Genomic DNA, 25,532 nt, shown 5'->3' with positions numbered 1-25,532 from the left:
CATGCCGCCCGCTTTGCTCACTCCTACCGAGTCGTTTTCACCCACCCCACCGCAGGCTGAGCCCGCGCCGTTCGCGTGGTCCTTTTTCCTGCTTTGCGGACTCGTGCTGCTGGGCTTATGTGCCGGGTACGCAGCATTCATTCTGCACCACACCACCTGGCAGGAGGCGCGGCAGCTGGATGCCATCTTCCCTTTCTACACCTGGCGTACCCGGCCTTTCACGGCTCAGGAGCTGACGCACACCTGGCAGTTACTGGCTGCGTTGGCGGCCGGGTGCGGCGCGGCGGCCACCTTACTAGCCGCCCTGCCGGCCGGACGCCAGGAGCTTCGCGCTCTGTGGCTGAGTCTGCTAGCCGCCGCTGGCTCGCTGTGGCACACCATACAATCGTTGAGCCCACGCCAGAAACGCTGGGCTGCGTGGGGGCTGGCTGTTCTCACGGGGCTGCGCGCCTACCTCAGCCTGGCTTCCGTGACGCCCGAATACGATGACGCGGCATCGTATACCCTCTTTGTTAGTCAGGGCTTGTTCGTCACGGCCTGCTACTACCCCTTGCCCAACAACCACGTGCTCTCCAACGTGCTGAGCTGGGCGTTTTACCACGTTAATCCAAGCTTTTGGTGGACCATGCGGCTGCCAGTACTGCTTACTACCACGGCCGTCACGGTGCTGCTGCTGGTGGGCCTGCTGCACCGTCGGCTGGCATTTCGGCCGGCCGCGGTGGCGGTGCTGCTCTTCAGCCTCTCCAAGCTAAGCGTGTATCATTCGTCCGTGGGGCGGGGCTACTGGCTGCTGACGGGCTGCGCCGGGGTCATGTTTTTCGTCACGCTGGCGCTGGCCGGCAAAACCCGGGCACCCCGCGCCGCGTGGGCGCTGCTGGTACTCAGCGGCGTAGCGGGGGCGTATGCCGTGCCCACCTTCGCGGTGGTCATTGCCTCGGCCTACTCCTGGCTTGGCCTGAGCTTTCTGCGCCAAAAATCCCAGATTAACCTGCTGAGGCTAGTGGTTACGGGAGGCCTAACCGTGGCCGCTACCCTCCTGCTCTATTCGCCGGTGCTGTTTGTTTCGGGGCCGGCCATCTTTTTCGGCAACGGCTTCGTGGCCCCGCGGCCCTTTGCCGAGTTTGTGGCGGGCCTGCCGGCTTATTTGTGGGAAACGGAAGGGTTTCTGGTGGGTCAGATTAAGACCGGAGCCCTGCTCACCCTCGTGGGCGGCGTGACTGCCCTGCTGCTGCTGCAACGCGCCCGGAAAGGGCAGTTGCCAGCCGCCCATGCCGCCTGGTGGTTGGGCCTGGCGCCCGCCGCGTTCTGGTTTTGCGCAGTTCCCTACGTACTGCTCATTGCCCAACGCGTGTTTGCGCCGGGCCGCACGCTGCTCTACAAAGCCCTGTTTTTCTTCGTAATTCTGGCCATGGTGCTGGAGTGGCTGCTGCAGCACCCCCGGGTGCGCCAGTGGAAGGCTTTCCGGCCCACGCTGGTGCTGGTGGCCGTGGCCTGGTTGGGCTACCAGTTTGTGAGCCTGTGGCGCGACAACCGCATCCCGCAGCAGCACAATGCCGACTACCACGCGGCCTATGCCTGGCTCTCACAGCAGCCGCACGGCCCCGTGCTGGTGCCCGAGCCCACGCACAGCATCTTTTTGCGACTCTATTTTCGGTCGGAGTTGCCCGGCCAGCCCTGGCAGCTCGATGGGCGCCCCGTGCCCGGCCGGGCGTATCCCTACGTAGTCGCCTTCCCCGATAAGCGGGGCTATTTTCAGCCCCGTTTCGATTTTGCGCCCGCTTTTCGCAACACCGAGGTGGAAATTTACCGCGTGCCCGTAACCGGTCCCGCACCGGCCGGAATGCCCTCGTACTGGTTCCTCAACGAGGATTTATAAGCGCTGCCACGCGCTAGCTCCGCGCCAGCAGCGCAATGCCCACCACCACCAGCACCAAGCCCACGGCCTGCGGCAGCGCCAGGGTTTCGCGGAGCACTGCCAGCCCCAGCAGGGCCGTAAGCAGCACCGAGCTGCCCACAATGACGGGCGTGCCCACCGACGACGGCACGCCCCGCTGAAACACCACAAACGTGAGGATTTCAGCCAAACCCACACCCAGGCCCGCCAATGCCGCCAGCGCCAGCCCTTTGCCCGATACGTTCAGCGGCTGCCCGGCCAGCTTCAGTTTCAGCAGCCAAGCGGCGCCCAGTGCGGCGGCCACCAGCTGCAGCACCACCGCGCCCACGGCCGGCGGCAGGTGATTGGCGGCCAGCTTGATGAAAAAGTTGTAGAGCGCCAGGCACAAGGCCGTGAGCAGCGCGAGCGGGAGCCAATTTATCATGGGCGAGTGACGTGGTGGCGAAAGGACGTTTTAGCGCAGCTTCTCCTTCAAAATCTCCAGCTCCACGGCCGGCGCAATTCGTTCGTAAAGGATATTAAACGCCGCTTCGGTGATGGGCATGTTCACTTTGAGCTTTTTGTTAAGCTCGTGGATGGACTTCACGGCGTAGTAACCCTCGGCCACCATGTTCATTTCCAGCTGGGCCGATTTCACCGAATACCCGCGGCCCACCATGCTGCCGAAGGTGCGGTTGCGCGAAAACTGCGAGTACGCCGTCACTAGCAAATCGCCGAGGTAGGCCGAGGCCGAAAGGTCGCGCGGCTGCGGGTTGATGGCCTGCAGAAACCGGCGGATTTCCTGCACCGCGTTGCTCACCAGCACGGCCAGAAAGTTGTCGCCGTAGCCCAGGCCGTGCGCAATGCCCCCGGTGAGGGCAATAATGTTTTTCATCACGGCGCAGTATTCGATGCCGTCGAGGTCGGCGGCCGGGTGCGCGCTCACGAAGCGGTTGCGCAGCAGCTCGCAAAACTCCAGCGCCAGGCCCGCATCGGGCGAGCCAATGGTGAGGTAGCTCTGCTTTTCCAGCGCCACTTCCTCGGCGTGGCAGGGCCCGGCTATCACGCCCAGTTGGTGCCGGCCCAGCCGGAACCGCTCGGCCACGTAGTCGGTCACGAGCTGGTTCTTGCCCGGAATCATGCCCTTGATGGCCGACACCACGCGCTTGTGTTTCAGCGCGTCGCGGTCCAGCTTATCGAGCACCGGCTGCACGAAGGCGGCCGGCACGGCCAGCACCAGCCAGTCGGCCTCTTCGATGGCATCTTCGAGGTCGGTGGTGGGGTACACGCGGTTCAGGTCAAACTGCACGGCCGAGAGGTAGCGCGGGTTGTGGCGGGTGCGCAGCAGGTGCTGCACGTCGTCTTTCGAGCGCAGCCACCAGTCGAGCCGGGCGCCGTTTTCGCTGAGGATTTTGGTGAGGGCGGTGGCCCAGGAGCCGCCGCCGAGCATGGCGATTTTTTCCAAGTGGGTGGGAATTGAGGGCAATGAGAAAAAAGCAAAACGTCATGCTGAGCGTGCCGAAGCATCTCTACCGCTTTGCCAAGCGAGGCTTGGTTTGGCCGTAAAGATGCTTCGACTTCGCGAAGCATGACGCTGCAGGAGGCGAAACAGGGCTTACTTGTCCTCGTTCGACTCGTCTTTCAAGGCTTCTTTGTTGAGAGACTTTTCGTCTTTAATGTCAACCGTTGCCTTGTCTTTGAGGGTTTTGGCCACCGCCCGGAAGGGGCCGCTTACCACCTGGTCGCCGGCTTTCACGCCGCGCAGGATTTCGATGTTCTGGAAGTCGCTGATGCCGGTTTTCACGGGCGTCATTACGGCTTTGCCGTCGCGCACCACAAACACCACCTCCTGAATTTCGGGCTTGGGGCCACCTTTTTCGTCAGCAGCCACCACCGCGCCCCTCACGCGTTCGGCGTTCTTCTCGTTCTTTTTCAGCGCCGAGGAATCCGACCGAGTGGTCACGGCGGCCAGGGGCACGCTCAGCACGTTGCTTTTGCGGTCGGTGATGATGTCGACCGAGGCCGTCATGCCCGGGCGGAAGGGCACAATGGTTTGGCCCCGCACGGTGCGCAGCAAGTGCTTGTAGCTTTCGGGCAGCAGGCGAATGCGCACCTCAAATTCGGTCACGGCTTCGGCGGTGAGGGCGTCTTTGGCGGTGTTGGCAATGTTGGTGACCAGGCCGCGGAATTTCTCGTCCTGGTTGCTGTACGCGTCTACTTCCACTTCCACCGAGTCGCCGAGGTTCACGTTGTTCACGTCGTTCTCGTTCACGTTCACGCGCACCTCCATGTTGTTGAGGTTGGCAATGCGCATGATTTCGGTGCCGGCCATCTGGGTGGTGCCCACCACGCGCTCGCCTTTTTTCACATTGAGCTTGCTCACCGTGCCGCTCACCGGGGCGTAGATGGTGGTTTTGTTGAGGTTTTTACGGGCTTCTTCCAGCGAAGCCGAGGCCGCGCTCACCGTGCTCTGCGACGCCCGGATTTGCTGGCGGGCGCTGTTAATTTCCTCCTGCGAGGCGTTGTAGGCGGCCTGGCTGGCTTCGTAGTCGGCCTGCGAAATCACCTTTTGCTTGTACAGCGAGGCGTTGCGGCGGTAGGTCAGCTCGGTTTGCTTGGCCGAGGCCAGCAGCTGCTGCAGGCGGGCCTGGGCCTGGCCCACGTTGGCGCGCTGGGTGCCCACCTGGGCGCTCTGCATGTTTACCTGGGCCTGGTAATTGTCGGGGCGAATGCGGAGCAGCAGCTGGCCCTTGCGCACGGAGTCGCCCTCCTGCACGTAGAGCTCAATGATTTCGCCCGATACGTCGGGCGAGATTTTCACTTCGGTTTCGGGCTGCACCTTGCCCGAGGCGCTCACCTTCTCAACGATGGTGGTGGGGCCGGCCTTGGCCACCAGCACTTCCACGCCGCTGGGCTTGCCCACCCAGCCTTTTTTCTTGGCCATGGTGTAGCCCACCAGGCCCACCACGATGAGGCCGAGCAGAATGAAGAGTAAACGGTTATTTTTCATGAAAGCGTAATCTGTTCAGTAAGTAGGTATTCAGTTTGCAGAAAGTGTGAGGGAAGTGGGCCCGCGCCCGGGCCGCTTACAGCGCCAGCGGCTTGCCCTGATAGAAATCGAGCACCTTGCGCCGGAAAATGTAGCTGTACTTGGCCTGAATGCGGTTCGACTCGGCGTAGTTGAGGTTGTTTTTGGCGATGTTGAACTCGGTGCCGTTCAGCAGCCCGTTGTTGAAGCGGATTTCCGAATTGCGCTGCGTGAGGGTGAGGGCCACCACCTGCCGCTTGGCGGCAGCGTATTGCAGCTGGGCCGCGCGGGCATCGGCATAGGCCTGCTCAATGCTCTGGCGCAGGGTGAGGCGGGCCTGCTCGGCGCGCACGGTCTGGGCCTTTTCGTTGATGATGGCGCGCTGCACGCCGGTGCGCACCTGCAAACCGTTCAGGATGGGAATGTTGAGCTGAAACTGGATTTGCTGGCCCAGGTTCTGGTTCAGCTGGTCCCAGAACCCCTGCGGCAGGCTCAGGATATTGCGCTGATAGGTGGTCACGGTGAGCGGAGTCTGTACGCCGCCGTTGTTCACGTAGAACGTGGTGCGGCGGGCCGTCGAGTCGTTGCCAACCGAGGTGACCGTGCGCACCGACGAATACCCCGAAAATACCTGCCCCGTGAGGGCCAGGCGCGGGTAATAGCCGCCGCGGGCCAGGTCGGTGCCCCGGCGGGCGCTTTGCACCCGCAGCTCCGCCGCCCGGATTTCGGGCAGCCGGCCGGCCGCCGTCTGGTAAGTGGCGTTCAAATCCAGCGCCAGGGCGCCTTCCTCGTCGGGGTCGGGCAGTTGGGGCACCTCAATGGCAAACCCCGCCGCGTTAGCCGGGTCGATGTTCATAAGCTGGAGCAACGACAGGCGGGCCAAATCGGCCTGATTCTGGGCCGTCACCACGTTCAGCTCGTCGGTGGCCAGCTGCGACTGGCTGTCGAGCAAGGTGCTTTCGGGAATGCTGCCGGCTTTGAGCAAAATTCTGGTGCGGGCAATCTGGGCTTGGTCGCTTTCCACGCGCGTCTGGTTGGCGCGCACCAGCTCTTGGGCCAGCACCAGCTGCAAAAACGCCGACGCCACGTTCAGGCTCAAATCATTGCGGGCCTTCTCAATGTCGGCCAAGCTGGCCTGGTAATCCAGGTCGTTGCGCCGAATGGTATTGCGCAGCTGGAAGCCCTGAAAGAGCGTGAGCTGCGCAATGCCAGCAAAGTTGTTGGCCCGCACGGTGTTGCTCTGAAACTCGTAAGTGAGCGGGTTCACGCTGGTGCCGTACTGCCACGACTGCGAGCCGCTCAGGTTGGCCGAGGGCAGCAGCGCGGCGCGGCTCTGGCGCAGCACCTGCTGGTTGTTTTGCGCCTGCAGCTCGCTCAAGCGCACGTTGAGGTTGTGGGCCAGGGCATAATCCACGGCGCTTTGCAGCGACCAGGGGCCGGTGGGCAGGGCCTGCGCCGTGCCGCTGGGGGCCGCCGCGGGCGGCGCCCCCGGCACGGCCGGCGTTTGTTGGGCCCGGGCCGCCGGCGCCAGCGCCAACGCGCCGGCCAAGCCGGCCAGGAGCCCGTGCTTCATCGAAGCGGGAATAGTCCGTCGTTTCATTTTGCAGAAAAGTGTTTTATGCGGAAGTAGCAGGGTTGTAATCGGCAATTCGTCATTTTTATTACCCACCTCCTATTCCAGCGTGGGAATGTAGGTGATGCGTTGCACCCAGCTTAGCTGGCGCAGGTACTGCAGGGTTATTTCTTTGATGGGGCTATCCATCTCAATGAATTGTCGGGCCGCATCATTGCGGCCCTTGCGGCTCACAAACATGGTGGCGATGTTGCACTGGTCGTGGGCAATGACGGAAGCAATGAAGGCAATGGAGCCCGGCACGTCGTGGGCATCGATGATGAGCGTGTGCAGCGCGCCCGAAAAATCGGCTGGAAAGCCGTCGACCTCCACCACGCGGATGACCCCGCCCCCGCGGCTCTGGCCCACCACCTCCACGCGGTGGCCGGTGGCGCCGTCCAGCAAGTTCAGCTTGATGGTGTTGGGGTGCATGGTAGAGGCATTGCCCACGCTCTGGAAGGTGTAGCGCAGGCCGGCCGCCGCGGCGTGGTCGAAGGCCGTGCGGATGCGGGTGTCGTCGGGCGCGTAGCCCAGCAGGCCCGCCACGATGGCGCGGTCGGAGCCGTGGCCTTCGTAAGTGCGGGCAAACGAGTTGTAGAAGGTGATGACCGCCTCGGTGGGCACGGCGCCCAGAATGCGAATGGCGGCGCGCGCAATGCGCACCACGCCAGCCGTGTGCGACGAGCTGGGCCCAATCATCACGGGACCAATCATATCAAAAATGCTGGATTTTTCGGCCATGGACTTGCGCCGCGCTCTACGGTTGGGGGCTTAAAAGTAGCGGACGGCCCCCAAATCTACCGCCGCGCGGCCCTTCCAACGCCCGGCGCCGGCCCGCGCCCGAGCCAAAACCCGCCGCCAAAATGCCGCTTAACCGCTACCGTAGTTAAATGTTCGGCACGCCGCCTAAATCCGTGGCTTGCAACCTCAGGTTTTTGTCGATATTTGCCCTGCCTCCACCCAGGCATTTCCCTCCCACCATTACCCCTTTTTCTTATGTCCGACCTTCCCACCCCGGACGAGTTTTCCCCTGCCGTACTGGCCCAACTCCGACGGCTGCAGGAAAAATACGTTCCCGACGGCCAGGACCTGGCCGCCTACCTCGAAGGACTCTACCACGCCAAGTACATCAATTACTGGGATTATATCGAGCTAGACACTTTACTTTCCCTTCAACGCCCGCTCACCAACCTGCCCGACGAGCGGATTTTCATCATGTACCACCAGATTTCGGAGCTGTATTTCAAGCTCTGCCTCTGCGAGTACGAGCAAATCGGCGACCTTCAACAGCCCACGCTGGGCGAGGTCGTACTGCGCCTGGGCCGCATCAACCGCTATTTCGAGAACCTCATCGACTCGTTCGACGTGATGGTCGACGGCATGGACAAGCAGCAGTTTCTGGATTTTCGCATGGCCCTCATGCCGGCCTCGGGCTTCCAGAGCGTGCAGTACCGCATGATTGAGATTGCCAGCACCGCCCTCGAAAACCTGACCGACCAAGTGAAGCGCCAGACCCTGGGCGAGGCTTCGGCCCACGATTTCGACCAGCTGCTGGGCTGCATCTACTGGAAAGCCGGCGCCACTATCGAGGCCAGCGGCGCCAAGGCCCTGACGCTGATTGAGTTCGAGCGAAAATACACCGCCGACCTCGTGCGCCACGCCGAAGCTTACCACGACCGCAACGTGTGGGCCGTAGTGCAGCGTCTGCCCGAAGAAGACCGCCACCACCCGCGCCTGCTGCGCGCCATGCGCCAGCTCGACGTGAGCGTGAACGTGAATTGGCCGCTCATGCACTTCAAATCGGCGGTGCGCTACCTGCACCGCAACCCCACCGACGTGGCCGCCACCGGTGGCACCAACTGGCGCAACTACCTGCCCCCCAAGTTTCAGCGCCGCATCTTCTACCCCCAGCTCTGGAGCGCCCAGGAGCTCGAAGACTGGGGCAAAGGCTGGGTAGAGAGCGTGCTCGAAGAAGGCGTGGGCGCGCACTAGCAGCCCGGTTCCCTTGGCCGCATGGCCGGCAGCGCACCACCAAGCTTCGGCTTGGCGCGCTGCCGGCCATTGCTGCGTTATGGCGCCTGCCAGCCCCGGTTGCCCCAACCCGCAGCGGAGCCGGCCGTACCTAAGGGCATCCACTGCGCACCGCGCACCGCCCCATGACCGAAACTGACCAGAAAATCATCGACACCTCCCTCGAGCAGGCGCGCGCCCTGCACGACAACTTGCGCGGCATGTGGGACGGCGACGCCCTCGCCGCGTTTTACTACAGAGTCATCTCGGGCACCATGGCGCGCAGTGGGCCGGAAGTGGCCAAAGCGCTGTCGGGCATGCTCACCGAAGTGTACACCAACACCGCCCGGTCGCACATCGACCTGGGCAAGCTGGCCAACGGCTTTGCCGGCACACCGCCGACGCCCGCTGAGTCAAAATAACGCGTGCTCTGGCCGCGCCTAATCCACCAGGTGGCCTTTTTCGGCCTGGGTTTCGCTCATGCGCCAGTACACCACCAGCGACAGCAGCGCGCAGGCCGTGACGTACCAGTAAAACCACTCCTCCACCCCGCGCTGCTTGGCAAACAAGGCCACGTACTCGGCTGTGCCGCCAAAAATGGCCACGGTGAGCGCAAACGGTAACCCCACGCCCAGGGCCCGGATTTCGGTCGGAAACAGCTCGGCTTTGACAACGGCGCTGATGGACGTGTAGCCACTCACCACGAATAACGCCGCAATGAGCAGGCCCGCCGCCACCCAGGCGTCGTGCGTGCTGGCCAGCAGGCGTAGCAGCGGCACCGTGCCCAGCGTGGCCCCGACGCCGAACATGAGCAGCACAGGCCGGCGCCCCACCTTATCGGAAATGGCGCCCAGCAGTGGCTGGAACAGCAGCGCTACGGCCATCACGCCAAACGAAATCAGCGTGGCCGCTTCCTTGCTGAAGCCCGAGGTATTCACGAGGAATTTCTGCGCGTAAGTAGTGTAAGTGTAAAAAGCCAGGGTGCCCCCGAGCGTGAGGCCCACCACCGTGAGCACGGCCTTGGGGTGTTGCGCCAGCACCCGAAGTTGGCTGGGCACCGAGGCTCGAACGCCCGGCACCGCGCTGGCATCCGCGGCCTGCCGGTGTTGCTCAAAAGCGGCCGTTTCGCTCATGTGCGTGCGCAGGTACAAGGCGCCCAGCGCCGCCAAAGCCCCAATCACGAACGGCACCCGCCAGCCCCACTCGCTCATCTGGGCCGGACTCAGCACCTGCTGCAGGCCCAACTGCACGAGCAGCGCCAACAACTGCCCTCCCATGAGCGTGAGGTACTGAAAGCTGGACCAAAAACCGCGGTGCCGAACCCCGGCCATCTCGCTTAAGTACGTGGCCGACGTACCATATTCGCCGCCCACGCTGATGCCCTGCACCAGGCGGGCCAGCAGCAGCAAGGCAGGGGCCGCCACCCCAATGCGCGCATGGCCCGGCGTGGCCGCAATCAGCAGCGAGCCACCGGCCATGAGCCGGACCGACAGCAGCAAGGCAGCCCGCCGCCCGTGTCGGTCGGCGTAGGCCCCCAGCAGCCATGCGCCAATGGGCCGCATCAGAAAACCCACGGCAAAAATGGCCGCGGTATTCAGAAGCTTGGCCGTGGCATCGCCGTTGGGAAAGAATATGGGCGCGAAATAGAGGGCAAATGCCGAATAGGCATACCAGTCGTACCACTCGACCAAGTTGCCAATGGAACCGCTAATAATGGAACGAAAGCGCGACGCCGGGGAAGCAGTTGAAATATCAGCCATGCGGCAAACTAACGAAAGCGCGAAGCATAGGATGCTTTCGGGCAGGGTATAGGCACGACACAGTGAACAGACAGCAGTGAATCTTACGGGGGCTCACGCTGGTTCTGGGTTGTCTCTAAGGAAGTGCAGGGTTCGGTATGTTCGTACCTTTGCTTTGGTTTATTTGAACCACTTGTTTCTCAAAAGGATAAATACCTTTCTTACACATATGTTTAAAAAAGAAGTTGAGCTTTTACTTAGCCCTGAAGTGGCCTTTGATGAGTTTGCTCGCTACGAAGCCATCCTCAAACACGCTGGTCTAAGAGCTGGCGAAGCTGACTTTGTGCATTTAAAAAAGCGTTCTATTGACGCAAGGGGCCGGCAAGCGCAAGTTAGATTACGGGCCGATGTTTACACAAATACACCACCACGTGACTTGTTTGGCCCTTGGTTTGTTTATCCAAATGTTAAATCAACTACACCTAAGGTTTTGATAGTTGGCGCCGGGCCGGCTGGTTTGTTTGCCGCGCTACGCTGCCTGGAACTGGGTTTGAAACCCATTGTGCTGGAGCGTGGCCGCGACGTGCGCACGCGGCGGCGCGACCTAGCGGCCATCAACAAGGAACAGTTGGTAAATCCCGATTCCAACTACTGTTTTGGCGAAGGCGGCGCCGGCACTTATTCAGACGGCAAGCTCTACACCCGCGCCACCAAGCGCGGCGACGTGGGCCGCGTGTTGCGCCGACTGGTGCAGCACGGCGCCACCCCCGATATTCTGGTGGACGCCCACCCGCACATCGGCACCAACAAACTGCCCGCCGTGGTGCAGGCCCTGCGCGAAGCCATCATAGAGGCCGGCGGCGAAGTGCGCTTCGCAACGCGGGTGACGGACCTGTTGCTCGACCGCAACCGGCTGCGCGGCGTCGTGACGGCCGCGGGCGAAACGCTGGAAGCCCAGGCCACCATTCTCGCCACGGGCCACTCGGCGCGCGACATCTACGAACTGCTGCACCAGCGGGGCGTGCTCATCGAAGCCAAGCCCTTTGCCATGGGCGTGCGCGTGGAGCACCCCCAGGCGCTGATTGACCAGGCCCAGTACCGCCGCACCGACCGCGGCCTGCTGCCGGCCGCCTCCTACTCGCTGGTGCACCAAACCGAGGTGAAGGGCGAGCAGCGCGGCGTGTTTTCGTTTTGCATGTGCCCGGGCGGGTTCATTGTGCCGGCGGCCACGGCCCAGGGCGAGGTGGTGGTGAACGGCATGTCGCCGAGCCGCCGGGACTCCCGCTTTGCCAATTCCGGCATTGTGGCCGCCATGGAGCTGGCCGACCTCGACCTGCGCCAGCACGGCCCGCTGGCGGGCCTGCGGTTTCAGCAGGCGCTGGAGCAACGGGCCTGCGCGGCGGCCGGCAACACCCAGCAGGCGCCGGCCCAGCTGCTAGGCGACTTCCTCAAACGAAAAACATCGGCCAGCCTGCTCGAAACCTCCTACCAGCCCGGCCTCGTGTCGGTGCGCATGGACGACGTGCTGGGCCCCAACCTGGCCGAGCGCCTGCGCCAAGGCTTTCAGGACTTCGGCCGCAAGATTCCCGGCTACGCCACCAACGCCGCGCAGATTGTGGGCGTGGAAAGTCGAACCTCCGCCCCCATTCGCATTCCGCGCGACCCGGCCACGCTGCAGCACCCGGAGGTGGCGGGGCTGTTTCCGTGCGGCGAGGGCGCGGGCTACGCGGGCGGCATTGTATCGGCGGCCATGGACGGCGAACGGTGCGCCGAAGCGGTTTTCGCGATTTTGTCGTAAAAGGCAAGAACCGGCGCTCAGGCCACCACATCCCCGGCTTGAGCAGCGGCACTTCACCGGGCTTGGCGGCCTTATTCTTACCAGTGTAGCGACAAACGGCCCGGTGGCATTTCCTCATTTAGCATCGCATCATCCATGAAAAAGACCCTCGTTCTTGGCGCCTCCGACAATCCTGACCGGTATTCCTTCCGGGCCGCCCACATGCTGAAGCGGCACGGGCATGAAGTGGTGCCGGTGGGCATTCGCAAAGGTGAAGTGGCCGGCTTGCCCATTCGCACCGACCGCCCTCAGGAAAAAGACATCGACACCGTCACGCTCTACGTGGGCCCGCAAAACCAGCCCGCCTGGTACGACTACATCCTCGACCTGCAGCCCAAGCGCATCCTTTTCAACCCCGGCACCGAAAATCCGGAGCTGGAACGCCTGGCCCAACAGCGCGGCATCCAAACGGAAGAAGCCTGCACGCTGGTGCTGCTGTCCATCGGACAGTATTAAGCAGCAAGCACCGGGCATCGCCCAATGCACACGTGACAAAGCACCGGCACTACACAGGGCCGGTGCTTTGCATTTGGTAGAAGTCGGGGCCCGATTTAGTTGATGGGCCAGCCACTGCCGCTGGCCAGGGTGAGGCTGACCGCATCGCCGGGCGCAACCTCGGCCCGGCCCTGGCGCACGCGCACTGTTTCCTCAGCCAGCGCCACTTCCACTTCGTAGTAGCTGCCGTAAAACCGCACCGTCCTTACCACGCCGGGGAGGACCCCGCCGGCCCCACGGGCAAGAACAAAGCTTTCGGGCCGCACCAGCAGCGCACCGCCTGCCGGGCCCCGGCGCGACTTCGGAACCGGGCCCAGTGCCTGGCGCGCGGCGCCGCGCAGTAGGTTGTAATCGCCAAAAAGCGCCGCCGTGTATTCATTTACGGGCCGATGATATACCTCTGCCGGCGTGCCGCGCTGCACCATTTCGCCGCGCTGCAGCACCAAAATTTCATTGGCCCAGGGCAAAGTATCGGCCGCGTCGTGCGACACCAGCAGGCAGGTAATGCCCAGGTGCGGCCCCAATTCTTCGATGATGCCCTGCAGCGTGCGCTTGTGCACCCGGTCGAGGTTGGAAAAGGGCTCATCAAGCAGCAACAGCCGCGGGGCGCCTAGTAGCAGGCGGGCCAGGGCTACGCGCTGCTGCTCGCCGCCCGAGAGCTGGTCGGTGCGGCGCGTGAGCAGGTGGTCGATGCGGCAGAGGGCAAACAGGGCCTGCGCTTCGGCGGCCGGCTGCTTGTTGGCGTAGCGCAGCACCTGCTCCACGCGCAGCGAATGCGGCAGGTCCGACTTTTGCGACAGATACGCCACGCCGGGGTGGCCCGGCACCAGCGTTTCGACCGGCCCGCGCACCCGCTCGCCCTGCACGCGCACCTCGCCGGTGCTGGGCTGCGTGAGGCCGGCAATGATTTGCAGTAAGGTGCTTTTGCCGGTGCCGGATTCGCCGGCCAAGGCCAGCTTGCGGTGGGCAGGAAGTGAAAACGTGATGTTGCGCAACACTTCATTCCCCTGTTCCGTCAGGCTAATGTTGGTGACCGTGAGCAGTTCCATGGAAAAAAGGGAATGGGCAAAAGGGCGATGGCCCGGCAAATAACCGATGCGCGGCCCGGAAATAACGCCGCAGCGGCCCAAAACCGGCCTTGCGCTATATTTGCCACCCCTGCCAACGGTGATGGATTTCCACCGCGAACCGCCGGAGCCCCCGCTCCGCGCTGATGATTCCTACCGAACGGACGGCCCCGCAGGCCGGGCCGACCAGCTCATCTTACGTTCGCGCCGTGCCGCCTCGCTTTCCCTTTTCCGATTTTCTCTTACCCCGCTTTCAAACACGAGGCACCGCTTCGGCGGCGCTGTATTTGCTGCGCTGGCTGTTGATTAGCGCCGTGGTGGGTGCGCTGGCGGGCACGGCCTCGGCCGGCTTTCTGGTGGGGCTGGATTGGGTGACGCACTGGCGCGAAGCCCACGCCTGGGCACTGGCGCTGCTGCCCGTGGCCGGGCTGGTCATCGGCCTGGCCTACCATTACTACGGCGAGCGGGCCGGCCGCGGCAACAATCTGATTCTGGACGAAATCCATCGGCCCAGCCAGACGCTGCCGCTGCGCATGGTGCCGCTGGTGCTGGGCGGCACGCTGCTCACGCACTTGGCGGGCGGCTCGGCGGGCCGCGAGGGCACGGCGGTGCAAATGGGCGGCGCCCTGGCCGACCAGCTGCGCCGCTGGCTGCGGCCGCGCGACCGGCGCCTGCTGCTGGTGGCGGGCATGAGCGCGGGCTTCGCCTCGGTGTTTGGCACGCCGCTGGCGGGCGCGGTGTTTGGGTTGGAAGTTTTTTTGCTGGGCTTCCTTCGGTATGAGGCGCTGGTGCCCAGCTTCCTAGCCGCCGTGGTGGCCGATGCCGTGACCCGGGCCTGGGGCGTGGGCCACACGCCCTACCCCGAGCTGCCGGCGCTGGCGCTCACGCCGCTGGGCCTGGGATGCACGCTGCTCGTGGGTGGGCTGTGCGGGCTGGTGGCGCGGCTGTTTGGGGGCCTCACGCACGCGGTGGGGCGCTGGTTTGCGCTCATTGCTTACCCGCCGCTGCGGCCGGTGGTGGGCGGCGTGGTGCTGGCGCTGCTGCTGTGGGGCCTGGGCGCCGACCGGTTCAGCGGGCTGAGCATTCCGATGATAGTTGAGGCTTTCCGGCATCCGCTCCCGCCCACCGACTGGGCCTTGAAGCTGGCCCTGACGGCCCTTACGCTGGGTTGCGGCTTCAAGGGCGGCGAGGTGACGCCGCTGTTTTTCATTGGTGCGGCGCTGGGCAGCGCGCTGGCGGTGGTGCTGCCGCTGCCGGTGGCGCTGCTAGCGGCCATGGGCTTTGTGGGCGTGTTTGCAGGGGCGGCCAATACCCCGCTGGCCTGCACCCTCATGGGGCTGGAGCTGTTCGGGGCGAAGGCCGGCGTGTACCTGGGGCTGACGTGCGTGGTGGCTTACCTGCTTTCGGGCCACCACGGCATCTACGCCGCGCAGGTGGTGGGCCAAGCCAAGCACCCGCGCCTGGGCCGCCAACAAGGCCGCCGCCTGGGCGACTTATAACGGTGCGACGAAGCGGGCATAATATTTTTACCAGGCCAGGCAACCCCGGCTTCCCTTTCGGCATCTGCCGCGCTAACTCACCATCCTTTCTGCGTTTTGCCCACCCTTACCGTGAACGAAGCCGAACTCATCGCTGCCTGCGTGCGCGGCGAGCATCGGGCCCAGCGCCAGCTCTACGACCGGCTGGCCGGACTCATGCTCACCGTGTGCCGCCGCTACCTCAAGCGCCGCGAAGACGCCGAGGAAGCCCTCATCCTGGGGTTTGCCAAGATGTTCCGGGCCCTGCCCACCTACCGGTTCGAGGGCAGCTTCGAGGGCTGGGTGCGCCGCATCATGGTAAACGAGGCGCTAATGCAGCTGCGCCAGCGCGAGATGATGACGGTGTCGTTTGAAGATTTTGCCCAACCCGAAAACCTGGCCACTACCGCCGCCACCGCCGACACCCAATTGCAGGCCGAAGACCTGATGGAGCTGCTCACCACTCTGCCCACGGGCTACCGCACCGTCTTCAACCTCTACGCCCTGGAAGGCTACGGCCACCAGGAAATTGCCGAGCTGCTGGGCATCAGCGAAGGCACCAGCAAATCGCAGCTGAGCAAGGCCCGCGCCATGCTGCAGCGGCGGGTTCAGTTTTCTGCCATCGCCAGCAACTAAACAGACCTATGTTTCCCGAAGATATCGACGACTTATTCCGCGAGAAGCTCGACGGCCACGCCACGCCGCCGGCCGACGACCTGTGGGCCCGCCTGCAGGCCGCTGCCCCCGCCGAGCCCGCCGCCCCGGCGCCCAACGCTCGCCTCGACGAGCTGTTTCGGCAGCGGCTGAGCGCCCACGCCACCCCGCCCCGGCGCGAGCTGTGGGAGCGCCTCGAGGACGAGCACCTGCGGCCCCGCAAGCGCCGCGCCGCCGCGTGGTGGCCCATGGCCCTGGCAGCCGCTGTGGCGCTGCTCTTAGTGGTGGGTGGCACAAAGCTGTGGTTGGGCTCTCCCGCCGGCACTCCCGCCACCGGCACCGTTGCGTCGCAGAAATCGGGCGGGACGGCTGCTTCCCAGCAAGCTCAAACCGCAGCGTCGGACTTGCCACAGGGCGCGGGCATGGCGGAGCAAGCCGAAAAAACGGCCTCCATCGCGGCCGCTAAGCCGGTTGAGCAGACGAAAAATATTCTGGCTGAATCTGTGCAAAAAAATGCAACCCTCCGGGCAACCCGCCCCTCCGACATCGCATCTACCGCATCAAAGGCCGGCCAGGCAGCTTCCGAGCAGTCGCCCCGCCACTTGACAGGACCCGCCCGGCGGCTGGACGCAGCCCCCGAACAAGCCCCCCTCGTGGCCCGCGCAGCTACTCGCCCCACTGCCCAGCCGACCCCGGCCATCGCTGCTGACGAGCGGCGGCAGGCCCCGGACCCGGCCCCGGTAGTGGCCGCCCAAACCTTGCCCGCCACCACGCCGGAAATCGTCCCCGTGGGCACCCACGAGCTGATAACGGTGGACGTGCGCACCGGCGATGCCTCGGCGGCCCGGCTGGCCCAAACCAGCTCCTCGGCCGTCGCATCGAGCGAGGCGCCCGCCGCCCGCCGCCGCCTCGGCGGCCGCCTGCTCCAACAAGCCGGCAACCTGGTGCGGGGCGAGCGGGTGAGCCTGGCCGAAGTGGCCGGCCTACCCGAAAACCTGACCGTGCGGGCCACGGTGGCGGGCCGCACCGTCAGCAAATCCATTCAATTGTAATTCACCCTTCTTCTTTTAGAAATCATGCAACGCGCTTTTCTCCCCTTTTTTCTGCTGCTTTCCGGACTCACCGCGGGCCTGAACGAGGCCCGCGCCGCCCGCCTGGCCGTGCCCGCCACGGTGCAAGACACCATTGTGATGCGCCTGCCCAACAAAGCCACCCTCACCGTGACGGTGCGCGACGCCGCTCAACTGCGCCAGCTTAAAAACTACCACCTCGACTCGCTCACGACCCGCCTGGCCACTTACATCACCCAGGCCGAGGCGGCGGCCAAGGCCGGCACCACCAACCAGGTGACGATGCGCTTCTACCCCGACAAGGACCAGCCCGGCCAGAACCTGCCCGAGGAAATCCGCATCACGGCGCACAAGCCTGGCACCGACGGCACCAAAGGCCCCACCAAAACGCAGGTGTACCTGAACAAGAAGTTCGGCATCACCACCTACAACGACGGCGACGGCAAAAACTCTTTCGAAATCAGCAGCAAAAACGGCAAGGCTAAGACCAAAGAGGACTCGCTGAAGCGCGAAAACGCCTACGACCGTCACCACGTGGACCTGCGCTTCGACATTGGCCTCACCACTCTGGTGAACTCAACTTCGACGGCAGCGCTGGTCACGCCCTCGCTCAGCACCTGGGGCTCGACCTACATTAATTTTGGCCTTGATTACGTGCAGGCGCTACACTACACCAAACGCTCCAAGCTGGCCCTCACCTTTGGCCCTGAGTTCGGCGGCAACTACCTGCAGCTGAACGGTAACGACCAGTGGATGCAGAGCAGCACCGCCACCTTTGTGGAGCGCGCCCCCGATGCCAAGCAAATCGACAAAGCCCAGCTCTACATCGGCACCCTGAACCTGCCCGTGATGCTGCGCCTGCAGCTGCGCAATAAGGAAGACAAACGCACACTTTCGGCCGGCATCGGCGGCTTCGGGGGCTACCGCCTGGCCAGCAATACCAAAACCGAATACAAGGTGGCCGGCAGCGACTATAAGCACGAAGACAAAATCTCCGGCCCGCTGAATCTCAACAACTGGCAGTATGGGGTGCAGGGCGAAATCGGCTTCCACGCCCTGCAGCTTTTCGCCAAGTACAACATGAACGAGCTGTTTCAGGAAGGCAAAGGCCCTCAGACCCATCTCCTAACCTTCGGCTTGAACATCATCGGCTTCTAAGCCTAGCGCGGCAGGACAACTTGAAAAAGCGCCTTCGGAAAATTTCTGAAGGCGCTTTTTTAACGCATTGGCCGCCCCCCCTACGCCTGGCCCGCATACCTTCTTTACGCTACGCCCCGAAAAAAATTATCCAGCAAAATGGCCGCCGAAATGGCCACGTTGAGGCTTTCGGCCTGGCCGCCGGGGCCGCGCGGGATGTGCAGCCGCCGCGTGAGGGCCGCCGCCACGTCCGGGGTGAGGCCGTGCGATTCGCTGCCCATCACGAGTACGCCGGCGGGCCGCAGCGCAAGGCGGTGCACGTTGTCGCCGGTCAGGTCGGCGCCGAAAATGCCCACTTCGGGCGGCAGCGTGGGTAGCCAGGCAGCCAGGTCGCGCTCCCACACGGGCACGCGGGCGAAGGCGCCCATGGTGGCGGCCACGGTTTTGGGGGCGTAGGCGTCGGCGCAGCCGGGGCTGAGCACCACGCCGGGCAGGCCGTACCAGTCGGCCAGGCGCAGCAGGGTGCCGAGGTTGCCGGGGTCGCGCACTTCGTCGAGGGCCAGCAACAAAGCCCCCGCCGGCAGCGTTGGAGGCAGCGGCGGCTCGGTGGGCAGGCGGGCCACGGCCAGGGCGGTGGTGTTGTTGGCCAGGGTGCCGAGCTGGGTAAGCTCGTGCTCAGACACCACGGTGAGCAGCCGGGCCGGCAGCAGGGCACGGTTTTGGGAAGCAAATTCGGCGGTGGCCAGCAGGTGTTCGGTTTCCAGGCCAGAACTTAGCAGCTCCAACACGCTTTTGCCTCCCTCCACCAGAAACGCGCCGTGGCGTTGCCGGTACTTTTTTTGGTGCAGCGACTGCACGTATTTGCCTAGTGCTTTTGAAACCATTGTTGTCGACCTATTCTTCAAAGCTACGGGCCGGGCGCCGACTGGGGCCGCTGCTGCTGGCCCTGCTGGTGGCCTGTTCGCCGTTTAAACTGCTGCGGCCGGGCCAGCGCCTGCTGAGCCGCGTCGAGATAAAAGGCGTGGAGCAGGCCGACAAAGAACGGCTCAAGTCCCTGGCCCAGCAAAAACCCAACACCCGGTTTCCGCCCAAGCTGGCCATCTACCAGCTGGGCTACAACTTCTACGACTCGGTGCGCATCAAAAACAAGCTGCACGAGATTCAGACCACTTACGCGACCCGCCTGAAAGCCGCCGGCACCGACTCGGCCGAACTGGGCAAGCTGCTGGCCCGCCGCGAGCGCAAGGTGAACCGCAAGCAGCTGGCGCTCGACAAGGGCAACGCCATCATGCGCCTGGGCGAGGCGCCCGTGGTGTACGACACGGCCCTGACCCGCCGCAGCGTGGAGCAGATGACGACGTTTCTGCACTCGCAGGGCTTTTTCCGGGCCAAAGTCACGGCCACCGATACGGCCCGCTACCGGCGCGGCATCTTGCTGCGCGCCCTGGGTGGGCTGCACAAAGGCAGTTCCGATTCGCTGGACGTGAGCAAGCGCTACCGCCGGGTCACGGTGACGTACAACATCGCCGAAAACCGGCCGTTTCTCTACCGCCTGCAGCCGCCCAGCATTCCCGATTCGGGGGTGGCGGCTTTGGTGCGCCAGGGCCAAAATGCCACGCTGCTGCACGAAAACGAGCGGTATAACGAGGACGTAATCGGTCAAGAACGTACCCGACTCGAAACCTTGCTCAAGAACGCGGGCTACTTCGATTTCCGCCCGCAATACATTACCTTAGAGGCCGACACGAGCTATGAGAAATTCACTGTGCGCCTGCGCACCTTCATAGCAAACCCCGGCCCTGGCCAGGGCCACCGCGTGTATCGGATACGGCAGGTGCGCTTCGTGACCGACGCCGGCGTTGGCCGCACACTGCGCAGCGCCACCGGCGACACCCTGCGCCGGGCCGGCACCGTGAGCGCCCTTCGCGCTCGCCCCAGCCTGGGCCTGCGCACCGACACCACGGTCACCGACTCGGTCCGGTTTGCGGCCTACGAGCAGGAATTCAGTACCAGCCTGTTGGCCCGCAAGGTGCTGGTGCGGCCAGGCCAGAAGTACAGCCTCTTGCGCACCCAGCAAACCCAGCGCCTGCTCTCCAACCTGGACATGTTCCGCTTCAGCACGGTAAGCTACCGCAAAGTGGCCGACCCGCCCGCCGCCGACAGCGCCGGCCTACATCCTACCACGGGTGAACTCAACGCCATCATAAACGCCGCCCCGGCGCCCAAATACGCCATCAACGACGAGTTTGGCGCCACCTTCGTGGCCAACCTAGCCGGTCCCTTTCTAAACCTGCGCCTGAAAACACGGAACCCGTTTGGCGGGGCCGAGGTGTTGGAATTTGGCATTCGCGCAGGCCTGGAAGGGCAATTGGTGCGGGTGGCCACCGAAAACCAGACGCAGCAGTCGGTACTAACCAAGCAGTTTGGTGCCACGGCGTCGCTCACGCTGCCACAGTTTCTGGTACCATTTCGCACCAACCATTTTCTGACGAAATACAATCCAAAAACCCGGTTTACGCTTTCAGAAACGTACGTGGACCGCCCGGAATATACCCGCTCAAACTTCGAGTTTGCTTTCGACTACATCTGGCAGCGCTCGGCATTTCACCAGTACGTGTTTTCGCCCGTGGTGCTGACGTTGGTAAATTCCGACCCCAGCGAGGCGTTTCAACAACGGCTGGACGACCTGAAGCTCACGGAAGGCTCCTCTTTGTATCGTTCGTTCAACAAGCAGTTGGAGCCCAGCTTCGGCTTCACATCTCTGTACAATTCCAACGATTTCAATCAAACCCGCAATGCCCAGTACCTGCGACTGGCCGTTGAGTTTGGCGGGCTCACGCGGAGCTTGTACCGCCGTCCACTTTTTGATGAAACCGGACTTAACGTATATGACTTTGCCCGTATCAGCGTCGACTACCGACGCTACTACCGCCTCTCGCCTCAAACCAACTTTGTGTGGCGGCTCAATGGCGGCGCGGTGCACGCCCTCAGCAAAACCGACGACGAATTTGTGGTGCCCTACGACAAGTCGTTTTTTGCGGGCGGCTCCACCAGCTTGAGAGCCTGGCAGCCGCGCCGCCTGGGCCCGGGGGGCTACACGCCCCGCCTTTCCAACGGCTCGCGCGACTACCTTACTGAACAGCCCGGCGAGCTGCTGCTCGAAGGCAGCGCCGAATACCGCTTCCCCATCTACGGCTTTATTAAAGGAGCCATATTCACTGATTTTGGCAATGTGTGGGGCCTGCAGGAGCGTAAGGATGAAAACGGCTACAAACGCGAGAATGCGCAGTTCCAGTTGAACTCCTTCTACCGCCAGCTGGCCCTGGACACGGGCATCGGCATCCGTTTCGATTTCACTTTCCTTATCCTGCGCCTCGACCTGGCCACCAAAATCTACGACCCCACCGCTCCCGCAGGCGAAACCTGGGCGCTGCGCAACTTCAACAAAAGCGCCAACCCGATTGCCTTCAACCTCGGCATTGGCTATCCATTTTAAACAGGGAGGCCGAATGCCCTGCGGTTGGAACAACCAAGCAGTTTGTGCTCCGATACCCAAGCAATACAAAAAAGCCCCGGCACTCTACAGTGCCGGGGATTTTTTGTATCAGGAAGATTAACTGACTAATAGGCCAGCAGCTCGGTAATGGCCACGGCAACTTTCTCGGCGCTGGGCAGCATCTGGCGTTCCAGCTCCACGTTGAGGGCGATGGCGGGCAGATTCGCCGCGCCCAAGGTGAACACCGGGGCGTCCAACGACTCGAAGCAGTGGCGCTGAATGCGGCCGGCCAGGCTCTCGGCAAAGCTGTTGAGCAAGGGCTCTTCAGTCAGCACCAGCACTTTGCCGTGGCGGCGCGTGGCGGCGGTTACGGCTTCAAAATCGAGCGGGTTGAGGGTGCGCAGGTCCAGGATTTCGAGTTGGCCGGGAAACTCGCGGCTGGCGGTTTTGGCCCAATGCACGCCCATGCCGTAGGTCACGACCAGGGCCGTTTCGCCGCGGCGCAGCTTCTCGGCGTCGGCGGCCTGCGCCACGGCGGCCTGGCCCAACGGAATGACGTAGCCGGCGGCGGGCTCTGCAGTTTTGGCGTCTTCGGTGCCGGGCACTTTGCTCCAGTACAGGCCTTTGTGCTCCAGCATCACCACGGGGTTGGGGTCGAGGTAGCTGGCGCGCATCAGGCCCTTCATGTCGGCGGCGTTGCTGGGGTACACCACTTTGATGCCCCGAATGGTGAGCAGCGTGCTCTCGATGGAGCCGGAGTGGTAAGGCCCGCCCCCGCCGTAGGCCCCAATGGGCACGCGAATAAGCGCCGGAATCGGAAACTTGCCCATGGTGAGGTAGCAGGATTTCGACAGCTCCTCCACCAGCTGGTTCAGCGACGGCCAGATGTAGTCGGCAAACTGGATTTCCACAATGGGCCGGGCCCCCACGGCCGCCATGCCGGCCGTACTGCCCACGATGTAAGCTTCCTGAATGGGCGTGTTAAATACGCGGCCATCACCGTACTTTTTCGCCAGCAACGCGGCCTCGCGGAACACGCCGCCCAGCTCGCCGCCCACGTCCTGCCCGTAGAACAAGGCTTCCGGAAACTCCCGCAAAATGTCGTCGACGGCGTGCAGGGCCGCGTCCACCATCAGGGCTTTCTCGGCGCCTGCCGGGCTGCGCTCGCCGGCCTCGGCCGTCACCGCGGGCGGCGCAAATTCGTGGTCGGCAAAGGTGGCCGGGTCGGGGTTGGGCGCCGCCAGGGCTTCGGCCCAGTCGGCCTGCACCGTGGCGCTGGCTTCGGCCCGCAACTCTTCCAGTTCAGTTTCGGCAAAGCCCATAGCCAGCAGCTGCTGGTGCAGGCGCGGCAGGGGGTCCTGCGTTTGATGATGCGCAAGGTCGTGGCGGTACCACTCGCGGCGCACGCCGCTGGTGTGGTGGCCCAGCAGGGGGCATTTGGCGTGCACCAGCACCGGCCCGCGCCGGGCCCGCACGTGGGCAAACGCCTCGGTGAGGCCGGCGTAAGAAGAGCCGAAATCGGCGCCGTCTACCTGCATTCGGCGCAGGCCGGGGAAGCCGGCCGCAAATTCGTAGGCATTCATGGCCCGCATCTCGCGGCCGGTGGCCGAAATGCCCCAATCATTATCCTGCACCAGATAAATAATGGGTAACTGATGCAGAATGGCCATTTGCAGCGCCTCCGACACTTCGCCTTCGGTCATGGCGCCGTCGCCAATCGAGCACAAGCTCAGCGAGCGGTTGGCCACCAGGCTTTCGCGGTTCTGCTTCACTGCCTCGGTGGCCCCCGCCAGCGCTTCCGCCGTCAGCGACTCGAAGTACTTGATGGCGTGCGCCACGCCCGTGGCCGGAATGGCCTGCATGCCCGTGGCCGAGCTCTGGTGCGGTATGACCGGCACCCCGGCCCGCCGTAGCGAGGGGTGCGAGTAGTAGGTGCGGCCACCGCTGAACGGGTCGCCAGCTTTGGCCATGAGCTGCAGCATGAGCTCATACGGGCGCAGGCCCAGGCCCAGCAGCAGGGCATCGTCGCGATAGTAGGGGGCGGCAAAGTCGGTTTCGGTGAGCAGGAAGGCGGCGGCCAGCTGCACGGCTTCGTGGCCGCGCGCAGTGGCGTGCACGTAGCGGGCGGCAATGGCTTTTTGTTCTTCGTAGAGGTCGGCCATGGCGGCCGCGGTGTGCATCAGGCGGTAGGCCCGGCGCAGCAGGTAGCGGTCCACGGCCGGGGCCGGGGCGTGGCTGCTGGCCGAAAAGGCGGCCGCCGCGGCCGCAGCCGCATTGGCCACGCGGGTGTTGGAAAGGTCGGTGGTATCGGAAGCGGTGGGAGCTGCGAATTCAGACATCAGGGCAAGTGGCGGGTGAGGCCACAAAAGTACGCCCGGCCTCCGTCCGTATCTTTGCGCCGGGCCCCGAACCTCTTTTTTTGGCCTGCGGGGTCTGTTTTGGCAGACCTTTGCCCGCCCGGCCCGTCCGAACTTCCCCGATTTCTCAGTGAATCCAACCGCCTCTCCCACCGTCCGTCCCGAAATTGAAGCCTGGCTGGCTGAATTCCAGCTTCGCCTGTGCCAGCAGCTCGAAACGGCCGACGCCGGCTCCGCTCACTTCCTGACCGATGCCTGGCAGCGCGAGGGCGGCGGCGGGGGCCGCTCCAAAGTATTGGAACACGGCCGCGTGCTGGAAAAAGGCGGGGTGGGTTTTTCGGCAGTGTGGGGCGAAATGAGCGCCGCCGCTGCCCGGCAGCTGCACATGCCCGACCCGCATTTTTACGCCACCGGCGTGAGCGTGGTGCTGCACCCGCGCAGCCCCCGGGTGCCCATCATTCACATGAACGTGCGCTACTTCGAGGCCGGCAACGGCGAGGCCTGGTTTGGCGGCGGCATCGACCTGACGCCCATTTATGTGGACGAGGGCCAGGCCCGCCGCTTCCACGAGCGGCTCCGGGCCGTGTGCGACCGGCACAATCCGGCGTACTACCCCAAGTTTACCCGCTGGGCCGACGACTACTTTTACCTGCCCCACCGCCAGGAAACGCGCGGCGTGGGCGGCATTTTCTACGACCGCCTCACCGTGGGCCCCGACGGGACCGCCGAGGAGCTGTTTGCCTTCATGCGCGACGTGGCCGAGCTGTTCGGCCCTTTCTACGCTGAGCTCATGGCCGAAAACCACCCATTGCCCTACGGCGAGCGCGAAGAAGCCTGGCAAACCCTGCGCCGCGCCCGCTACGCCGAGTTCAACCTGGCTTTCGACCGCGGCACCCGCTTTGGGCTCGAAACCGGGGGCCGCACCGAAAGCATCCTCATGAGCCTGCCCCCGCGCACCGGCTGGGCCTACAATCCCGCTCCGCCGGCTCCTGGCTCGCCCGAGGCCACCACCCTGGCCTGGCTTCGGAAGGGCGTAGACTGGCTGGCCGATGCTTGAGGCCATCAATGCCCTTGACCGGGCGTGGCTGCTGGCCATCAACCACGCCCATGCGCCGTGGCTGGACCGCGTGATGGTGCTGGCCTCCGACCGCACGGTGTGGTTTCCGGTGTACGCCGTGCTCATTGGCTGGCTCGTTTACCATTTTCGGTGGCGGGCGGCCGTGCTGCTGCCGCTGGTGGTGGCAGCCGTGGCCCTGGCCGACAGCATCACCAGCCGGCTTTTCAAACCTTTTTTCGGGCGGCCCCGCCCCTGCCACGACGCGGCCATTTTTACGCAGCTGCACCTGCCCGATGGCTGCGGCGGGCAGTTTGGCTTCCTGTCGTCGCACGCGGCCAACTCCATGGCGCTGGCCGTGTTCATGGCCGTCACGCTGCCCACGGAAAGATTTCGAGGTTTAAAAATTGTCATATTCCTATGGGCAGCTGTACTATCATATAGCCGTATGTATCTTGGCGCTCATTACCCTACCGATGTGCTGGGCGGGGCCGCCATTGGGGGAGTGCTGGGCTGGACCGCCGCGTTGGTGTTTCGGCATTGGCAATCCCAGCGTTGGCCTGAAAAAGCGTAAGAATCGTTGAAT

The 25,532-nt window shown here is 64.0% G+C and carries 21 protein-coding genes and 1 riboswitch; of the genes, 12 read left to right on the top strand and 9 right to left on the bottom strand.

The window, feature by feature from the left end:
* Position 1: 1 nt before the first annotated feature.
* Entirely contained in the window at positions 2–1,876 is a 1,875-nt protein-coding gene (locus tag IC234_RS03985) for a hypothetical protein (RefSeq protein ID WP_190922525.1), read from the top strand.
* Between the two features lie 13 nt (positions 1,877–1,889).
* On the opposite strand, the gene IC234_RS03980 is transcribed toward IC234_RS03985, so the two are convergent.
* The 5 genes from IC234_RS03980 to sdaAB form a co-directional block, all read right to left on the bottom strand.
* Entirely contained in the window at positions 1,890–2,318 is a 429-nt protein-coding gene (locus tag IC234_RS03980; RefSeq protein ID WP_190922524.1) for an EamA family transporter, read from the bottom strand.
* A 30-nt stretch (positions 2,319–2,348) separates the two neighbouring features.
* Positions 2,349–3,338, bottom strand: coding sequence for an NAD(P)H-dependent glycerol-3-phosphate dehydrogenase (locus IC234_RS03975; RefSeq protein ID WP_223827448.1), 990 nt, complete (start codon positions 3,336–3,338; stop codon positions 2,349–2,351).
* 150 nt (positions 3,339–3,488) lie between these two features.
* Positions 3,489–4,883, bottom strand: coding sequence for an efflux RND transporter periplasmic adaptor subunit (locus IC234_RS03970; protein WP_190922523.1), 1,395 nt, complete (start codon positions 4,881–4,883; stop codon positions 3,489–3,491).
* A 76-nt stretch (positions 4,884–4,959) separates the two neighbouring features.
* On the bottom strand, positions 4,960–6,501 hold the full coding sequence (locus IC234_RS03965; protein WP_190922522.1) for a TolC family protein: 1,542 nt from the start codon (positions 6,499–6,501) through the stop codon (positions 4,960–4,962).
* Between the two features lie 72 nt (positions 6,502–6,573).
* The gene (sdaAB, locus tag IC234_RS03960) at positions 6,574–7,254 is read right to left on the bottom strand and encodes an L-serine ammonia-lyase, iron-sulfur-dependent subunit beta (protein ID WP_190922521.1); all 681 of its coding nucleotides are present in this window, start codon (positions 7,252–7,254) and stop codon (positions 6,574–6,576) included.
* A 255-nt stretch (positions 7,255–7,509) separates the two neighbouring features.
* Between sdaAB and IC234_RS03955 the strand changes: the two genes are divergently transcribed.
* Together IC234_RS03955 and IC234_RS03950 are read left to right on the top strand one after the other, a co-directional pair.
* The gene (locus tag IC234_RS03955) at positions 7,510–8,505 is read left to right on the top strand and encodes a tryptophan 2,3-dioxygenase family protein (RefSeq protein WP_190922520.1); all 996 of its coding nucleotides are present in this window, start codon (positions 7,510–7,512) and stop codon (positions 8,503–8,505) included.
* A gap of 164 nt (positions 8,506–8,669) precedes the next feature.
* A complete protein-coding gene (locus IC234_RS03950) occupies positions 8,670–8,945 on the top strand; it encodes a hypothetical protein (protein WP_190922519.1) in 276 nt (91 codons plus the stop codon).
* 18 nt (positions 8,946–8,963) lie between these two features.
* Here IC234_RS03950 and IC234_RS03945 read toward each other — a convergent pair whose 3' ends face one another.
* Entirely contained in the window at positions 8,964–10,283 is a 1,320-nt protein-coding gene (locus tag IC234_RS03945; RefSeq protein WP_190922518.1) for an MFS transporter, read from the bottom strand.
* A 208-nt stretch (positions 10,284–10,491) separates the two neighbouring features.
* On the opposite strand from IC234_RS03945, the gene IC234_RS03940 reads away from it, so the two are divergent.
* Positions 10,492–12,060: an NAD(P)/FAD-dependent oxidoreductase gene (locus tag IC234_RS03940; RefSeq protein WP_190922517.1), complete on the top strand. Its 1,569-nt coding sequence runs from the start codon at positions 10,492–10,494 to the stop codon at positions 12,058–12,060.
* A 135-nt stretch (positions 12,061–12,195) separates the two neighbouring features.
* Positions 12,196–12,555 carry a CoA-binding protein gene (locus IC234_RS03935; RefSeq protein ID WP_190922516.1) on the top strand — a complete coding sequence of 120 codons (360 nt, stop codon included), beginning with the start codon at positions 12,196–12,198 and terminating at the stop codon, positions 12,553–12,555.
* A 95-nt stretch (positions 12,556–12,650) separates the two neighbouring features.
* On the opposite strand, the gene IC234_RS03930 is transcribed toward IC234_RS03935, so the two are convergent.
* Positions 12,651–13,643, bottom strand: a complete 993-nt coding sequence (locus tag IC234_RS03930; protein WP_190922515.1) for an ABC transporter ATP-binding protein — start codon at positions 13,641–13,643, stop codon at positions 12,651–12,653.
* A 108-nt stretch (positions 13,644–13,751) separates the two neighbouring features.
* A riboswitch (Fluoride riboswitch) is annotated at positions 13,752–13,824 on the top strand.
* Here IC234_RS03930 and IC234_RS03925 point away from each other — a divergent pair.
* From IC234_RS03925 to IC234_RS03910, 4 genes are all read left to right on the top strand, one after another.
* The gene (locus IC234_RS03925; protein WP_190922514.1) at positions 13,808–15,160 is read left to right on the top strand and encodes a chloride channel protein; all 1,353 of its coding nucleotides are present in this window, start codon (positions 13,808–13,810) and stop codon (positions 15,158–15,160) included. It overlaps the preceding riboswitch by 17 nt.
* Positions 15,161–15,256: 96 nt before the next feature.
* Positions 15,257–15,814 carry an RNA polymerase sigma factor gene (locus tag IC234_RS03920; protein ID WP_223827447.1) on the top strand — a complete coding sequence of 186 codons (558 nt, stop codon included), beginning with the start codon at positions 15,257–15,259 and terminating at the stop codon, positions 15,812–15,814.
* Positions 15,815–15,822: 8 nt separating this feature from the next.
* Positions 15,823–16,884 (top strand): hypothetical protein, encoded by a 1,062-nt coding sequence (locus tag IC234_RS03915; protein WP_190922513.1) that lies wholly within the window; start codon positions 15,823–15,825, stop codon positions 16,882–16,884.
* 24 nt (positions 16,885–16,908) lie between these two features.
* Entirely contained in the window at positions 16,909–18,060 is a 1,152-nt protein-coding gene (locus IC234_RS03910; protein WP_190922512.1) for an outer membrane beta-barrel protein, read from the top strand.
* A 104-nt stretch (positions 18,061–18,164) separates the two neighbouring features.
* Here the strand turns inward: IC234_RS03910 and IC234_RS03905 are convergent, their stop codons facing one another.
* Complete coding sequence (locus IC234_RS03905) at positions 18,165–18,923, bottom strand: RNA methyltransferase (RefSeq protein WP_190922511.1); 759 nt, start codon at positions 18,921–18,923, stop codon at positions 18,165–18,167.
* Between IC234_RS03905 and tamL the strand changes: the two genes are divergently transcribed.
* On the top strand, positions 18,914–21,535 hold the full coding sequence (tamL, locus tag IC234_RS03900) for a translocation and assembly module lipoprotein TamL (protein ID WP_190922510.1): 2,622 nt from the start codon (positions 18,914–18,916) through the stop codon (positions 21,533–21,535). The genes IC234_RS03905 and tamL overlap by 10 nt on opposite strands.
* A 125-nt stretch (positions 21,536–21,660) precedes the next feature.
* Here the strand turns inward: tamL and IC234_RS03895 are convergent, their stop codons facing one another.
* Positions 21,661–23,874 (bottom strand): alpha-ketoacid dehydrogenase subunit alpha/beta, encoded by a 2,214-nt coding sequence (locus tag IC234_RS03895; protein WP_190922509.1) that lies wholly within the window; start codon positions 23,872–23,874, stop codon positions 21,661–21,663.
* Positions 23,875–24,022: 148 nt separating this feature from the next.
* Between IC234_RS03895 and hemF the strand changes: the two genes are divergently transcribed.
* The gene (hemF, locus tag IC234_RS03890) at positions 24,023–24,949 is read left to right on the top strand and encodes an oxygen-dependent coproporphyrinogen oxidase (RefSeq protein ID WP_190922508.1); all 927 of its coding nucleotides are present in this window, start codon (positions 24,023–24,025) and stop codon (positions 24,947–24,949) included.
* On the top strand, positions 24,942–25,520 hold the full coding sequence (locus tag IC234_RS03885) for a phosphatase PAP2 family protein (RefSeq protein WP_190922507.1): 579 nt from the start codon (positions 24,942–24,944) through the stop codon (positions 25,518–25,520). The genes hemF and IC234_RS03885 overlap by 8 nt, the downstream gene beginning before the upstream one ends.
* Positions 25,521–25,532: the final 12 nt, after the last annotated feature.

The organism is Hymenobacter armeniacus (assembly GCF_014699055.1).
GTDB lineage: Bacteria > Bacteroidota > Bacteroidia > Cytophagales > Hymenobacteraceae > Hymenobacter > Hymenobacter armeniacus.
Note: the sequence above shows the minus strand (reverse complement) of the source record. Positions and strands in the feature narration are given on the sequence as shown.

Excerpts from the sequence above, each read along its gene's own strand:
- IC234_RS03985 (WP_190922525.1), top strand. The coding sequence starts at position 2 with ATGCCGCCCGCTTTGCTCACTCCTACCGAGTCGTTTTCACCCACCCCA.
- IC234_RS03980 (WP_190922524.1), bottom strand. The coding sequence starts at position 2,318 with ATGATAAATTGGCTCCCGCTCGCGCTGCTCACGGCCTTGTGCCTGGCG.
- IC234_RS03970 (WP_190922523.1), bottom strand. The coding sequence starts at position 4,883 with ATGAAAAATAACCGTTTACTCTTCATTCTGCTCGGCCTCATCGTGGTG.
- IC234_RS03965 (WP_190922522.1), bottom strand. The coding sequence starts at position 6,501 with ATGAAACGACGGACTATTCCCGCTTCGATGAAGCACGGGCTCCTGGCC.
- sdaAB (WP_190922521.1), bottom strand. The coding sequence starts at position 7,254 with ATGGCCGAAAAATCCAGCATTTTTGATATGATTGGTCCCGTGATGATT.
- IC234_RS03955 (WP_190922520.1), top strand. The coding sequence starts at position 7,510 with ATGTCCGACCTTCCCACCCCGGACGAGTTTTCCCCTGCCGTACTGGCC.
- IC234_RS03950 (WP_190922519.1), top strand. The coding sequence starts at position 8,670 with ATGACCGAAACTGACCAGAAAATCATCGACACCTCCCTCGAGCAGGCG.
- IC234_RS03945 (WP_190922518.1), bottom strand. The coding sequence starts at position 10,283 with ATGGCTGATATTTCAACTGCTTCCCCGGCGTCGCGCTTTCGTTCCATT.
- IC234_RS03940 (WP_190922517.1), top strand. The coding sequence starts at position 10,492 with ATGTTTAAAAAAGAAGTTGAGCTTTTACTTAGCCCTGAAGTGGCCTTT.
- IC234_RS03935 (WP_190922516.1), top strand. The coding sequence starts at position 12,196 with ATGAAAAAGACCCTCGTTCTTGGCGCCTCCGACAATCCTGACCGGTAT.
- IC234_RS03930 (WP_190922515.1), bottom strand. The coding sequence starts at position 13,643 with ATGGAACTGCTCACGGTCACCAACATTAGCCTGACGGAACAGGGGAAT.
- IC234_RS03925 (WP_190922514.1), top strand. The coding sequence starts at position 13,808 with ATGATTCCTACCGAACGGACGGCCCCGCAGGCCGGGCCGACCAGCTCA.
- IC234_RS03915 (WP_190922513.1), top strand. The coding sequence starts at position 15,823 with ATGTTTCCCGAAGATATCGACGACTTATTCCGCGAGAAGCTCGACGGC.
- IC234_RS03910 (WP_190922512.1), top strand. The coding sequence starts at position 16,909 with ATGCAACGCGCTTTTCTCCCCTTTTTTCTGCTGCTTTCCGGACTCACC.
- IC234_RS03905 (WP_190922511.1), bottom strand. The coding sequence starts at position 18,923 with ATGGTTTCAAAAGCACTAGGCAAATACGTGCAGTCGCTGCACCAAAAA.
- IC234_RS03895 (WP_190922509.1), bottom strand. The coding sequence starts at position 23,874 with ATGTCTGAATTCGCAGCTCCCACCGCTTCCGATACCACCGACCTTTCC.
- IC234_RS03885 (WP_190922507.1), top strand. The coding sequence starts at position 24,942 with ATGCTTGAGGCCATCAATGCCCTTGACCGGGCGTGGCTGCTGGCCATC.